13 protein-coding genes are annotated in these 13,750 nt (G+C 38.7%); all 13 read left to right on the top strand.

All coding sequences use genetic code 11. The features are described 5' to 3' along the window. The first annotated feature begins 127 nt into the window (after positions 1–127). The 13 genes from FOC72_RS11300 (at position 128) to FOC72_RS11360 (ending at position 13,533) form a co-directional block, all read left to right on the top strand. Positions 128–928 carry an SDR family oxidoreductase gene (locus tag FOC72_RS11300; protein ID WP_002893988.1) on the top strand — a complete coding sequence of 267 codons (801 nt, stop codon included), beginning with the start codon at positions 128–130 and terminating at the stop codon, positions 926–928. A gap of 62 nt (positions 929–990) precedes the next feature. Then, positions 991–2,817 (top strand): BglG family transcription antiterminator, encoded by a 1,827-nt coding sequence (locus FOC72_RS11305; protein ID WP_002893987.1) that lies wholly within the window; start codon positions 991–993, stop codon positions 2,815–2,817. Further along, complete coding sequence (locus FOC72_RS11310) at positions 2,817–3,314, top strand: transcriptional regulator GutM (RefSeq protein WP_002893984.1); 498 nt, start codon at positions 2,817–2,819, stop codon at positions 3,312–3,314. The genes FOC72_RS11305 and FOC72_RS11310 overlap by 1 nt, the downstream gene beginning before the upstream one ends. Next, entirely contained in the window at positions 3,311–3,853 is a 543-nt protein-coding gene (gene srlA / locus FOC72_RS11315) for a PTS glucitol/sorbitol transporter subunit IIC (protein WP_002893982.1), read from the top strand. The genes FOC72_RS11310 and srlA overlap by 4 nt, the downstream gene beginning before the upstream one ends. A 16-nt stretch (positions 3,854–3,869) precedes the next feature. Next, complete coding sequence (gene srlE / locus FOC72_RS11320) at positions 3,870–4,850, top strand: PTS glucitol/sorbitol transporter subunit IIB (protein ID WP_032913995.1); 981 nt, start codon at positions 3,870–3,872, stop codon at positions 4,848–4,850. 98 nt (positions 4,851–4,948) lie between these two features. Further along, positions 4,949–5,329 (top strand): PTS glucitol/sorbitol transporter subunit IIA, encoded by a 381-nt coding sequence (locus FOC72_RS11325; RefSeq protein ID WP_002893979.1) that lies wholly within the window; start codon positions 4,949–4,951, stop codon positions 5,327–5,329. A gap of 322 nt (positions 5,330–5,651) precedes the next feature. Then, the gene (locus FOC72_RS11330) at positions 5,652–6,509 is read left to right on the top strand and encodes a hypothetical protein (RefSeq protein ID WP_002893978.1); all 858 of its coding nucleotides are present in this window, start codon (positions 5,652–5,654) and stop codon (positions 6,507–6,509) included. 79 nt (positions 6,510–6,588) lie between these two features. Further along, entirely contained in the window at positions 6,589–7,524 is a 936-nt protein-coding gene (locus FOC72_RS11335) for a hypothetical protein (RefSeq protein ID WP_002893977.1), read from the top strand. 30 nt (positions 7,525–7,554) lie between these two features. Further along, complete coding sequence (locus FOC72_RS11340; protein ID WP_002893974.1) at positions 7,555–8,568, top strand: hypothetical protein; 1,014 nt, start codon at positions 7,555–7,557, stop codon at positions 8,566–8,568. A gap of 508 nt (positions 8,569–9,076) precedes the next feature. After that, positions 9,077–10,384, top strand: a complete 1,308-nt coding sequence (locus FOC72_RS11345) for a caldesmon family protein (protein ID WP_002893973.1) — start codon at positions 9,077–9,079, stop codon at positions 10,382–10,384. Between the two features lie 71 nt (positions 10,385–10,455). Further along, complete coding sequence (locus tag FOC72_RS11350; RefSeq protein ID WP_002893971.1) at positions 10,456–11,439, top strand: hypothetical protein; 984 nt, start codon at positions 10,456–10,458, stop codon at positions 11,437–11,439. 74 nt (positions 11,440–11,513) lie between these two features. Further along, positions 11,514–12,407, top strand: a complete 894-nt coding sequence (locus FOC72_RS11355; RefSeq protein ID WP_002893970.1) for a hypothetical protein — start codon at positions 11,514–11,516, stop codon at positions 12,405–12,407. A gap of 229 nt (positions 12,408–12,636) precedes the next feature. Beyond that, on the top strand, positions 12,637–13,533 hold the full coding sequence (locus FOC72_RS11360) for a hypothetical protein (protein WP_002893969.1): 897 nt from the start codon (positions 12,637–12,639) through the stop codon (positions 13,531–13,533). The last annotated feature ends 217 nt before the right edge of the window (positions 13,534–13,750 follow it).

Raw genomic sequence — 13,750 nt, forward strand, 5'->3', positions numbered from 1 at the left:
TGGATTTTTTAGTACAAGCCTCTTAATTAGTTTATTATTTTTTTGAACAGTGAAAAAAAGAGTGTCTTAATTCTTTTATGAAAGCGCTGTATAATTGCCTTGTAAATAAAATTTGAGAGGTATCAAAATGAATGATTGGTTAGACATAAAAGGCAAAACAGTTCTTGTGACGGGTGCGTCATCTGGGATTGGTAAGGCAATCGTTGAAGAATTGCTGGAATTAGGTGTCAATGTAGCGAATTTTGACCTTAGCGACAACGATTTGCGTCACCCGAATCTATTATTTGTAAAAGTTGATGTAACTTCTCGCTCTGAAGTAGAAGCAGGAGTCGCTAAAATAGTTGAAAGATTTGGCAATATTGATGCGGTAGTCAACAATGCAGGGATTAATGTCCCTAGATTATTAATCGATGCAGAAAATCCTAAAGGTCCTTACGAGTTGGACGATGAGACGTTCGAAAAAGTAACAATGATTAACCAAAAAGGTTTGTATTTGGTTAGTCAGGCAGTAGGACGTATTTTAGTGAAAAATGGGAAAGGTGTAATTGTGAACATGGCTTCAGAAGCAGGCTTGGAAGGTTCTGAAGGACAAAGTGCCTATGCTGCAACGAAAGCGGCAGTCTATAGTTACACTCGTTCATGGGCGAAAGAGCTTGGTAAACATGGTGTACGTGTGGTTGGAATTGCTCCAGGAATTATGGAAGCTACGGGTCTTCGAACTCTTTCTTATGAAGAAGCACTGGCATATACACGAGGAAAGACTGTAGAAGATATTCGAGCTGGTTATGCTTCAACTTCAACGACTCCATTGGGACGGAGTGGGAAACTACGGGAAGTAGCTGATCTTGTAGCGTTCTATATTTCAGACCGTTCTAGCTATATAACAGGTGTCACTACAAATATTGCCGGAGGTAAAACTCGCGGTTAAAACAATGAAGGTAGGGAAGAGAGTTGACCTTAGTAAATCGGTGGTATAATATTTTAGATAAAATGGTCTCGCAGCCAACTTATTCCTTGTTAGATATGCGCTCAGAACTGGATATTAGCTTGCAAACCTTGCAAAAGAGTATCCAACAATTAAATGATGTTTTGTCTCCTAATATCCAGATTATCGTACAAGATGATCAGTTAATGTTAGAAGTGTATGACTATACAGAGTTGGAAAGGATTTTATCTGGTAGTTTAAAACAGGAGAGTGACTTCAATTCTTCCAGTAAAAGAATTGCCTATTTGCTAAAACGTTTAATTGAGTCAACCTCCCCTCTTCTTATTGACGACTTGGCTGAGGAAGTAGGTGTTAGTAGAAGTACCCTTAATAAGGATTTAAAACAAGTAAAATCTTTGGCAGAGAGTTACTCTATCACTATTTCAGGAAAGCCCAACCGTGGGCTGGAGGTCTTGGGGAGCGAGCTGAATTTGCGCTTGCTCTATATTCACCAAGTGGCTCCTTACTTTGAAGGAAGGACACTCACTGAGGCAACATCTTCTTTTCTGGAGACGCTAGTTCAGGACTATAAAATCCCTAAAGAAACACAGGAACTCCTTCGAAAGACCATTTCAATTATGGTGGAGCGTATTCATACATCTAGAGTGTTGAATTGTCCTATTCCTTACTATAGGAATGATTTAACAGAGACACCTTTAGCTGAGAAATTAATCTATCATATTGAAATGACTTATAAGATTTCCCTCAGTCAGTTTGAGATAGACTTTTTGTGTTTTCCGTTTAATGTCCGTTTTATTGACACTTTAAGCAAGACATCTTATCAATCTGAACAGCTTGCAAAGATTTTTCAAGGGATTGTCAAGAAAGTCAAAGAAACAATGTTGGTTCACTTTGATGATGAAGAATTATTTGAAGAAATCAAATCTCATCTAGGCCCCTTAATCAATCGACTGATTTTCCATGTGCAAGCTAATGATATATTTCATGGCGAGGTTCAAACTCAATATCCTTTTGCTTTTGAAATGGCAAAAATAGCTGGAGAAGAACTATCTGCAATTTTTGGTTCTGAATTAGAATTATCCGAAATCGGATATCTGGCTTTGTATTTTGAAATGATTTTAAGAAAGCAAAATTCTGCTGTTAAGGGTTCTCGCAAGCAGATAGCTGTAGTTTGCACAACAGGAAGAGGAACAGCTGCGATGATTATTCAGCAACTCAGACGAGTCCTTGGAAATGATGTAGACATTACTCAGTATTCTGAAGAGGATTTTAATGTGGATTTGAATCAGGACTATTTCGCGATTTTTACGACAGTTCCTCTAAAATATAAAGATTCTAAATCTCCAGTCATTCAAGTTAATCATCTTTTTGATGATCAATGGCTGCAGGAAGAATGGCAGAGAGCCAATGCTTTTCATCAAAAAAATCTAGAAACAGTCAGCTTACGATTTCTTCGATTAAGCCCCCAAAAAACCTATCAGCAATACTTGCTAAATATGGTTGCAGAGTTAGGGAAACTTCAGATGATTGATGAAGGTTTTAGAGAACGGATAATTGATAGGGAGAAAAAGCAATCAACCATTTTTGGTGGAGGAATTGCCTTCCCCCATACAATTAACCAGGGTTATGCAAAGACTATTTTAATGTTTGGAAAGCTTGAAGAACCTTATAAAAAAGGAGATGAATGGATTGAATTTATCTTTCTAGTCGCTATTCCCTCAGAAATTGAAACAAAAATGGAAAGTGAATTACTGGAATTGTATGATGATATTTTTAGAATTGCAGGAGAGCCTTCTTTAAAAGAAGCATTGAGGGCTGTAGAAACAGAGACTGAGTTTCTATCATTTTCTAAGAGCAAAGGAGTATTTTAATGAATTCGCTAATAATTTTCGCTGTATTTGTCATGGCAGCTTATATATTTCAAATGTTCCTCGGCTGGCAGCAACTAAAAGACTTCAATAAGACCTATACGATGCTCCGAAAACTGGGGCGCGTAGCGATTGGCAGGAAGTCCGGAAGAATAAAATCCGGTACGATTGTCATGTTCGCGGTTGATGAAAACGGTCGGGTTCTTAAAGCTAGCAAAATGCAAGGAGTCACAATCTTAGCGCGTTTTCAAAATATGGACGATTATGTTGGAGAAGACATCCATTATTTTGACAAGTATAATCCTCTTGTGAGAAAAGAAAATAAGTTGATGCAATCAGCCATAGAAGATGCTAGAAAAGTCTATCTTTGGCATGAGGCAGGTATTGAGAAAGAGACAAGTTCATCTGATTCTTTTCTGGGATTCGGCTTTTATGCGAATTACTTACAATTATCTATTAAACAGTTATTTAAAAAAAATAAGAAAAGGAGTTCCTTATGAATCACATTACAAAATTTGCAGAGAGTTTTATGAAACTCTTCCAATTAGGTGGAGAAACCTTTATTAGCTGGATGACAAATATTGTACCGCTTGTCTTAATGCTATTGATTGCAATGAATACCCTTATCGCTTTCTTGGGAGAAGAAAAGGTCAATTCCTTGGCTAAGATTTCTGCCAAAAATCCTGTTAGCCGTTATATGATTTTACCTTTCATTTCAGCCTTTATGCTGGGGAATCCGATGGCGATCAGTATGGGACGCTTCTTGCCAGAATATTATAAACCTAGTTTTGTAGCAGCTCAGATGCAGTTCTGCCATACTTCAAATGGTGTATTCCCACATATCAATCCTGGGGAATTGTTTGTATGGATGGGAATTGCGACAGGAATTCAAACTTTAGGTTTGAGTCAGATGGACTTGGCAATCCGTTACATGCTTGTAGGAATTATCATGAACTTTGTTGGTGGATGGGTAACAGATTTTACGACTGCCTATGTTGCAAAACAGCAAGGTGTTACCTTGAGTAAAACATTTGATTGATAGAAAGAGTGAAATTATGTCATATAAGAGTATAAAAGTTGTTAAAGGAAATGGTGGTTTTGGAGGCCCTTTGGTCATTACACCTAGTGAGGCTAAGCATAAATTTATCTATATCACTGGCGGCGGAGAAAAGCCAGATATTGTAGATAAAATTGCTGATTTGACTGGTATGGAAGCTGTTAACGGATTTAAAACTTCTATCCCTGATGAGGAAATTGCTTTAGCAATCGTGGATTGCGGCGGTACTCTTCGCTGCGGTATTTATCCTAAAAAGGGGATCCCTACAATCAATATTGTCGCTACAGGGAAAAGTGGCCCTCTAGCACAATATATCACCGAGGAAATCTATGTGTCAGCAGTTGGCCTTAATCAAATTTCTGCTGCTAATGAAAACGAAAAAGCGACAACTGTGGTAACAGAAAAGCCAACTTATGATACTAGTAAAAAAATTACAGAGCAAAAAGCTGAAACAAGTATTGTAGCAAGAATTGGGATGGGCGCTGGGAAGGTCGTTGCGACTTTCAACCAGGCTGCTCGTGAAGCCATCCAAACAATGCTCAACACAATCATTCCTTTCATGGCCTTTGTTTCCTTGCTGATTGGGGTTATTCAAGGTTCAGGTGTTGGAAATTGGCTGGCAAAATTAATGGTTCCCCTAGCGGGGAACATCTGGGGACTCATTTTGATTGGCTTTATCTGTTCCTTGCCATTCCTATCTCCTTTGTTAGGCCCCGGAGCTGTTATCAGTCAGATTATCGGAACCTTAATTGGAGTCGAAATCGGAAAAGGGAATATTCCGCCCCAAATGGCTCTGCCAGCTATATTTGCTATCAACACTCAAAACGGTTGTGATTTCATTCCTGTAGCACTCGGTCTATCTGAAGCCAAGTCTGAAACAGTTGAGGTTGGTGTCCCTTCTGTGCTTTATTCACGCTTTCTCAATGGTGTTCCGCGGGTGCTAGTAGCTTGGATAGCTAGTATTGGTCTTTATCAATAGACCTTTGATAGATGCACGTAAACAGAGCAACTATTATGTTAAACTTATCTATAAGCATAAGTTTAAGACAAATTAGAGAAAGGATAAATAGGAATTAGATGAAGAAAATTTTTGAAGCTAAAGTAATTCAAGTGGGGCCTGAAGCTCAGAATATGATTCAAGATGCCAATATGCTCATTTTATTTGGAGAAGAAGCACCGGAAGATTTAGCAGAGTATTGTTTTAAGATTGATAACAAAAATCTGCTAGGTTCAATACTAGAAGGCGGCAAGCTGGTGGTAGATAATCAGGAATATTCGATTAGTTCCGTGGGAAATGTAGTAGAAAAAAATTTAACTGGACTGGGCCATATCACGATTTCTTTTGATGGTTCAAAAGAGGGGAGCCTTCCTGGTACACTCCATGTCGCAGCAGACCAAGCAGTAGTAATTGAAAAAGGCTCTACCATTCAGATTTTTGAAGTAGCTCAATTAGGATAAAATATCTAAATAAGAATACTAGAAAAATAAGAGTCTAAAAACTTGATTCAGAGCCTGGGCAAAAGTCCAGGCTTTTGGGTCTAAATTAGAAAAAATAGATGACGCAGTGGTTGATTGGCATCTTCCTTCGCTTTTTAAGCCCCAAAGATTGCCTGATCAACTGTGCGGGGGTGGGAAGACGAACTTTTTAACTTGTTTGAAGTTCTTTCCCACTCCCTTTTTGAGTGGAAGAATAATTTATGTTATAATATTGTAAAATTTGTCATTATTTTTCAATGTTTTCGCAATATGACAAATCAATAAAATTTATAAGGAGAAAACCATGTCAGATAAAGATGGACAAGGTCAAGTGCAAGGGGCTTGGCAAGAAAATCAACCTAGCCAGCCAATGCAAGGGAATTTCCAGCAGATTCAGCCGCAAGGATTGCCTGATAAGAAGGGCAATATCGGAAAAGTCATAGGACTTTCAATTTTTGCTCTCATAATTGGTCTTTTGATTGGCAGCAGTTCAGCTTATTTTATCGGCAAGCAGGCGCAGACAAATAAGGATATACAAAGGATTAAGCGTCTGAGTAAGGCTCAGGAAGAAGCCAAAGACAAGAGTGACAGCTTTACTACAGATGGGCAGTCGGTTCAGTTTAATTGGACATTGAAAGACTTGGGACGGTTGAGCTATACAAATGATGAAGGATTAGGTCTGACGGCTGATCAAATCGTTGAAACTTATGGCTTGGCTAGTTCAGCAGAATATGATCGTAATCGCCTGTTACTCCGATGGGGCCCTTCTGTCAGGGATAAGGAGCAAAATATTTCTTTTCAATTTGATAAAGTTGACCAGAACTACTATCTGAGACAAGTGGTAGTTGGAGATTCTTTTAAAGAATATAGAAAAGGGAAGGAAACGACAGATTGGAGCGTATTATCTCCCAAAGACCTTGAACGTTTGAAAGAAGGAGACAAGGAAACGGGTGAAGGAGGGACAGCCTTATCGGAAGTTCTGAAGAAGCATCCTGTTCCGTCAGAAATTGTCATTACCACCGAGCGTGATGTGGATAATAAGATTATCTCCAACCGTCTGATTGCTGAGGTGACTTATAAAACAGAAGATGGTTATGAATACCTATTGTTTGTAGGCCAGCCAGATGGAAATTTCTTATATATAAAGTCAGAGGAAATGTAAGTTTTTAGTTATTTAGTTTATCTTTTGTGACTGACTGCTTTCAAAGCATTTCGTTATTAAAAGAGAACTGATAAGACTATTGGAAATAAACAAGAAAGAGGAAAGAAGATTGACAGAACAGCAAACACAGCATTCTTTTGAGCCTTCAAAGAATGCTCAGTCGCAAGAGGGATTCCCGCATCATTTTCAACCTCAGCAGGGCCATGTTTCAAGTCCGCAGGGACCAACTCCGCCTTTGACCAAGAATAAATCTTGGAAAGGAATCCTGATAGGCGGAGCCTTGCTCTCTCTTGGTCTTGGACTAATCGGAGGGGGAGTATGGGGATATAGCATGGGAGTAGCGGAGGTCATCAGAGGAGAATATCCTGTCCTTCATCCTTTGGCAGATGCTGGAGAATCAAAGAGAGATCAATCAGATCAGTACATTGACCCTGATACTACTGAGTTCAAGTGGGACATTGATAGTTTGTCAGAGTTACGGTTCAATACTATTCAGACAGATACGAATGGTACTTCTGTGGAAGATATTCTTGATAAATATGGCAAGGCTTTAAAAGAAGAAATCTCTCGTGACAGCCTTGATTTAGAGTGGGGAACGCTTCAAGATTCTGATGATGAGGAGGACTGGCCAGTTTATTATACAGATCAAACCGCTTCTCTGGCTTTTGAGAAGAAAAAAGATGGTTTCTATCTGAATAGCCTTCATATCTATAATATTCGCTTTGAAGGAAGCAAACATAATGCTGAGGACGAAGCGATGGCGGCTGATTACTTTGAAAAATTGAAAAAAGGCGATGCAAAGACTGGTAAGGATGGCATTTCCTATAAGGAAGTTTTTAAGGAATATGGCAGTCCGAGGAGTATCTATATTCGTGTAGATGAAGATTTCAGTGAGGATACTAGTCAAACCATTATGGAGGTGGCTTATGACGCTCCTAATGATGGTACTTATAGGTTGTTCTTCGTTCAGCAGGAGGACGGAAACTATCTTTTGTCCACTACTGCCAATAAATAAAATAGAACTCAAATAATAAAAGGAGAAACGATGTCAGAACAAAATAAACCGCAGGAACAATCTTTAGAAGGATTAGCTCCGTATCCACAGCAAGTCCAGTCATCAGACTCAGGACAATTTGTAGCTAACTCAACAGAGGGGCAGCCTTTCCCAACAGAAGGAGACAGTCCTGAAATGATGAATCCTAATCAAGATTTTGGTGTTCAGCAACCCATTTTTGAAGCTCCTCAGCAGCAGATGCCTCAGCAGGATAATTGGGGAAATCCTGCTTTTCAAGAAGCAATTCCTCAGGGATTTAATCCAGCTGGTCAGAACTTTGCCGGACCACAGCAAGCTGCAAACTTCGCTGCCCAGCCAAGTCCAGAGCCAAAGAAAAATAGTACGGGCAAGCTGATAGGATTTTTAGGAATAGGTTTGGCAGCGGGACTATTGCTAGGAGGTCTTGGCGGCTATTTCCTAAATGATTTTATGGGTGGGGGAAGTGTGCCAAGTCTGTCTCGAAAGGGACATCAAAGCGATGTTGCTTCTTTTGTGGCTCCGTCAAAAGAGGATGTGTATGAGTGGGAAGTGAAAGACTTTGAAAAGCTGAGCATTGTTAGTGCGGATGATGAAGGATTGACCCCTGAACAAGTAGTCAAAGATTTTGGCTTGGCCAGCAGTGTGACGTTTCAGGAAGAAGGGCTCTCATTGTCTTGGTTACCTGACTCTAGTTATACCACTCTGACCTTTATGAAACACGAGGATGGTAGCTACCATCTTCAGGGTATGAGTATTATGCCCGGCAGTGACAGCTATAATAAAAAGGTATCTAGCCAGATTACAGAGAGCTTAAAGACGGGTGATGCGGAAACAGGCGAGGGCGGTTCTTCCTTTAAAGAAGTAATCAAGGAATACCCAGAATATCAACATATCTCAGTTTATGGGGATGGTGAATCAGAGCCGAAGATGCTTGTAAACTATGAAACCTCTTCAAATAAGGAGATAACTTTGACTTTTATCCGTCAGGAAAACGGACAGTATCTATTGAGTAATCTTTCTAAATAGAATAAATGAATAGGGGTGCTTATCTCACAAGCTGGAAGCTCTGAACGGTACGCAAAAGATTAAAATAACCATTGATGCTAACAGCGGGAACATTTTGAACGAAAGAATTAAATAATATCGTTGGTATATGGTTTGGAATTGCTTTGTTAGGCACGGACGAAAGTTCGTGTCTTTTTCCTTGTAGATTTAGAGCTAAACCTGTTCAAAATATGATATACTGGAACAAGACTGTCTTAGCGAAACATTGCCTTTTCAAAGTGTTTAGAGGAAGGGTGAACTGAGAAGTTAAAAGGACTATTCATCAAAGTCTCACATTAGTTATTTTTGTTGTAAAATATTTTAAATAGTAAATGATGTTTTAAAAAAGTTATTGATACAGATATGGTATTTCTAGCTTATTGAAGAAAGAGAAGCTAGCGACTGTCTGTTAGAGCAGATCTATCAAAATAAATAACAAATGCTATCTTACTAATGCTGATTAGTTTAAAAAATATGATTGGGAGAATATATGGAAAAAAGAAATCTGGAAGCCTTAAGACGGGAACATAAATCAAAATTTAACAAGGTTCAGCCTAAAAGAAGTGGCATCAAACATTCTGTATCACAATCCAAAAAATCTGAAGAAGAGAAATCTCAGGTTTTGGCTCAATCTCAAATGATTGAGAAAAAAGTAGTAGAAAAAATAGAAAACATTGAGTTCAATGAATCCTCTTCTAATCCAGTAATTAATGTAAGCGACAAAGATAGTAGGGCTCAGTTAAGCTATCAGGATGTTTCAGAGACTCCAGACGGCTTGAGAACTGAAACAGAGATTAAACGAGTTTCAACGGCTGAGTCAGATGACTTCTTACACCTGAGGGAGAGAGAGTTATCTCGCCTTATTTTTGCTTTAGAATCCTTGAAATCTAAGAAGAAAGAATCACTCTATTTTAAGGATGAAACTAATCGTCCAGACTCAGAACTTGTATCTGAAGCAGAAGAGTATGAGCTTCGTCCGAGATTTAGTGCTGAGGAGCTCGCTAAAAAAGAAGAGAATGAGGCTTTTTGGAAGGAAAATTCGGAGTCTTCATCTGATAGTTCTATGGGTTGGAAACTTATGTGGGCGTTTTTCATGTTACTCATAGGACTAGGAGCTGCAGGGCTAGTTTCCAATCCAAGTTCTAAAACAAACAATATTTATAATGATTCTTTTGATATTTATCAGGGGGGAACGTCATCTAACAGCGAAAAGGATTTAACTTCTACTAATCGTTCAGAATTGATTGCTGGAGAAGAATATCAGTTCCATATCACTTATGATGATATCGCACTTTTGTTTGCGGATTTTAAAGGAACTGCCTCTCGTTTAACAGCAGATGAAGTGGTTGCTAAGTTAGGAAAAGCGAAATCTGGGAGAGAACATAATTATGATAATCAAATAATAACACTGAATTTAGATTATCCTGATGCAGGATCAAATGCTTCGGTTTCAATTTCTTTTTCTAGTTACGGTAGTGTGGGAACGCCTAAATTAGATTCTCTGTTTAGTCATCATCTTAGCAGCAACAGTTTACCAAATCGAAATTCTCAATTAACTCGTCAAGATTTTTCTGGTATAGAGAAAGGGAAATCCTACCAAGAAGTTGTCGGTCAATTGGGATTGCCAGATAGTCTTTCTATCTATACAAATTACATATCTTCTAGCAAAGTGTCTATTAGTTACCAGTTATCTGATGGCCAAATAGTTCATCTTTCTTTTGAAATCTCTGATTCTCAAGATTATATATTAGAAAAAAGTCCTGACTTAGAGGATGGAGCAGGAGAAACAAACACTTAGTGCTTGATGTAGAAGCTAATTTTGTTCAAGGTGCAAAAGCATAGAGTTTAAAAAATACAATAGGAGAATGGATGAAAAAAAGAGATTTAGAGTCATTGAGACAACAGCACAAGGCTAAATTTACAGGAGGTAAATCGGCGTCAGCTAAAAAAGAGCAGCGACAACCTCAAAAAAGTCCTGATATTGATAAAACGAAAGAAGAATCACATCAGTTACCAACAGGAGAGAAGAAACTCGAAACAAAAACTGATTGGAAGCAAGGGGAGTTTGTAGAGAAGAGGAGAAAAAATTTAAAGTGGGTCTGGACAAGCGGGTCAATTCTTTTAGTGATATTGGTGCTTATTCCTATTTTTCGATATGTTTCTTCAAATAAGGGAAGTCAGGAACGCAACACCTATCAATCTAGTTGGTCCTCTAGTAAGGAAAGTGAGAGTTACTCTTTTTCGGAAACATCATCTCGCTCATGGGAGGTTCCTGAGGATGAGACTTCTCAAGAAGCGACAGCTTATGTTGATAAGAAAGCAGCTAACTTCGCTTGGACATTTGATGATATCTTAGCTCTTCAAGTCTATTCATCTGAACAGCAAGGAAGTGGACAAGACGCTCCAACTGCCGAAGAAATTATCGAACGGTTTGGGAAGGCAACTTCTGGAGGAGAAAGCAATAACGGTAGCGACGATACACTTTATCTTTTTTATAGTGAATCGAGTGGACAACAAACAGCTAGTCTTTTGTTCAAAAAAATTGACGGCAAGTACCGACTGAGCACAATTCGTGGTAACCAACTGAGCAGTTCGCTTTACTCAAGTGGCTCAGAAACGCTGACTGAAGCAGATTTCCAGGACTTGAAAGCAGACGAGTTTGGTCAAGGTGCCCACATTCAAGATGTGGTGTCGCGTTTTGGTTTGCCACAAGTTATCAACAAGTCTGTAGACTATAAAGACAGAACGATTGTCTATCTCAAATATAAGCTGACGAATAAAAGCTATCTTTACTTAGACTTTGCCTTATCAAAGACAGGGGATTATCGACTGACTCGGAAGTATGTTTATTGATAAGAAGATTTTTGTTCTACGGTTTAGGATTATTTGATTGAGGATAATATGATAGTTGGGGCATAAAGGAGAGAATGATGGCAAGAAAAGATTGGGAGAGTCTGCGTCAGAAGCGTCAAACTAAATTTCAACAGGGTCAGAAGAGAGCAGGAAAAGTTCAAGGAGAACAGAAACTAGCTATTACTGAAGCAGAGTACCAAGAATTTGCGAAGAATAGGGTGGAAAACAAGAGCTCTACTCAGGTCGAGAGAGACGGGAAAGGAATTCTTGGACGTAAGCTTGTTAATAAACAAGTGTTGTGGTCATCAGTAGGTTTCTTGTCCATCTTCTTGCTTTTATCAGTTCCTTATTTGGTAAAACAGCTTGAATATTTCTTATCCCCTCAGAGAGTATTGGATGAATATGTGGATGAAGGGAACAATCATTTTGACTGGACTTATGAGGATATTAGCCAGCTTCAACTACAGAAAAAAAGTGATGTTGATGAGCGAAGCGGGTCTGGACTAACACCCAAGGATATTGTTAAGAAATTTGGTAAAGCGCAGTCAGGTAATCTAGCTCCTTTCCTGAATCAGACTGATGGGCGCATGAGTCTTTTCTATTCTCGAGAAGAACCGCGGCAGCGTTTGTCTTTCTACTTTGAAAAAATAAATAATGAATATCAGTTGTCAGGTATTTATTCTTATAATCTTGCTAGTTCGCAGTATGCTCAAAGCCGAACGGATCTAAAAGAGGAAGATTTTGAACATCTTGTCCTTGGTAAAGAGTTTCAAAACGAAGATGGAACTAGCTATCAGGAAATTTTAGAGAAATTTGGTCTATCAAAATACATAGAAGTTGATTCCGGTGGCGAGAGTAGTCAAAAGCTGAATGTGTTGTATAAGTTGGAGAATGGGAAATATGTAAGTCTCTGGTTCACCGTTTCTCAGGCCGGTGACTATCTTCTTTACGAAAAACATATCACTTGATGTTAGCTACCTTGAGAGCGAAAAGTATCGGTAGGCAATAATCGGAGACGCTTATGAGTATTCATTGCAGTGGAAAATTAAAAATATCCTCTATTGTGCGACCAAGGTTCATTTTAATTGAATGGATAGTATTTGTCAGATTTTGAAAAAGTAGGCAGACGGTCTTCTTTGTTTTGAAAAAAATAATTGCTAGAAAAAATAGGAATTTGGTTTATTTAAGGAGAAGAGCATGGGAAGAGGGCGGAAAGTTCAACGGGAGTGGTCAAAGAAGCCAGGATTCAACAAGCAAGCAACTAGTGTGTTCTCTGATAGCAGTCCTCAGGGGGAAGTTTTTGAGGCTACAGCTAAAGAAAAACAGCAAAAAAAGTTGGCAGGTAGTCGAAAACCTAAACTTATATCAAGTTTAGGTCAGTCTCGATACGCCTCTTTGTTAGTAGTTTCTACAGGTCTAGTGCTAATTACTTGTTTTGCAATACTTGTATCATATATGTGGCCAAGGTCCAAGCAAGTACGAAACCAGTCATCAGTGCAGTCTACTAGTACAGTTCAGAATGAATCAGAAGATAACATAAAGAAGCTGACTGAAGATTATTCTGACCTTATAGAAGAGAATCGACAAATAGACTTCCAAATAGAAGATATACTACAGATGGTAAAAACGATGAAAGAACCTAATGTGCTTCCACAGGATGTTGTCGAGAAGTATGGAAAAGCTAGTTCCGGTAGCATCGATAATAGCGTGAAAGGCAGTCAACTAGTAGAACTGACATATAAACTAATAGGAGAGAAAGGAGATATTACCTTAAGGTTTAGGGATGTTGAGGGTAGAACAGAGCTCTCATTAGTATACGTTAGATTATTTCGTAATGCTTGGGGGCCAGTTACGAAATCGGTTGATGATTACCGAACTCTTATCCCTCAAGATAAGCAAGAAGGATTGGAAGTAAAACAGGCCATAGCAGAACTGGGGATGCCTAAGACTATTTATGCTTCTAAATCAGTTAAGGGGCAAGTTAATTCAATTAGTCTAAGTTACTCAACCACAGACAATATGACTGTTTCTTTGTATTTTGACGAAGTGAATGGGCTTTACCGTCTAAAAAGTTTGTTGACTAGCACGGTCTGAGAAGATAGACCAGAAACGCTAGGATCTTCTTTAAAAATCAAGAGGCTGGCAAAAATAGAACTAGAAAAATCCTGATGAGAGCATCAGAAAGGTATTGAGGTAGTAAAAGTCTAAGGAATAGATGGGACCAGTCGTAATGGGCCTTATCTCAATCGGGTATCTAGAGAGTCCTAAAACATTTGGAGCTTCCAAATACTTATTACAAAGTAGGAATCAA

It is taken from the genome of Streptococcus sanguinis (assembly GCF_013343115.1).
GTDB classification, from domain to species: Bacteria; Bacillota; Bacilli; order Lactobacillales; family Streptococcaceae; genus Streptococcus; species Streptococcus sanguinis_H.

Bases quoted from the DNA above. Each gene is read 5' to 3' on its own strand.
- FOC72_RS11350 (WP_002893971.1), top strand. From the start codon at position 10,456: ATGAAAAAAAGAGATTTAGAGTCATTGAGACAACAGCACAAGGCTAAA.
- srlE (WP_032913995.1), top strand. From the start codon at position 3,870: ATGTCATATAAGAGTATAAAAGTTGTTAAAGGAAATGGTGGTTTTGGA.
- FOC72_RS11340 (WP_002893974.1), top strand. From the start codon at position 7,555: ATGTCAGAACAAAATAAACCGCAGGAACAATCTTTAGAAGGATTAGCT.
- FOC72_RS11330 (WP_002893978.1), top strand. From the start codon at position 5,652: ATGTCAGATAAAGATGGACAAGGTCAAGTGCAAGGGGCTTGGCAAGAA.
- FOC72_RS11325 (WP_002893979.1), top strand. From the start codon at position 4,949: ATGAAGAAAATTTTTGAAGCTAAAGTAATTCAAGTGGGGCCTGAAGCT.
- FOC72_RS11305 (WP_002893987.1), top strand. From the start codon at position 991: ATGGTCTCGCAGCCAACTTATTCCTTGTTAGATATGCGCTCAGAACTG.
- srlA (WP_002893982.1), top strand. From the start codon at position 3,311: ATGAATCACATTACAAAATTTGCAGAGAGTTTTATGAAACTCTTCCAA.
- FOC72_RS11360 (WP_002893969.1), top strand. From the start codon at position 12,637: ATGGGAAGAGGGCGGAAAGTTCAACGGGAGTGGTCAAAGAAGCCAGGA.
- FOC72_RS11345 (WP_002893973.1), top strand. From the start codon at position 9,077: ATGGAAAAAAGAAATCTGGAAGCCTTAAGACGGGAACATAAATCAAAA.
- FOC72_RS11300 (WP_002893988.1), top strand. From the start codon at position 128: ATGAATGATTGGTTAGACATAAAAGGCAAAACAGTTCTTGTGACGGGT.
- FOC72_RS11310 (WP_002893984.1), top strand. From the start codon at position 2,817: ATGAATTCGCTAATAATTTTCGCTGTATTTGTCATGGCAGCTTATATA.
- FOC72_RS11355 (WP_002893970.1), top strand. From the start codon at position 11,514: ATGATGGCAAGAAAAGATTGGGAGAGTCTGCGTCAGAAGCGTCAAACT.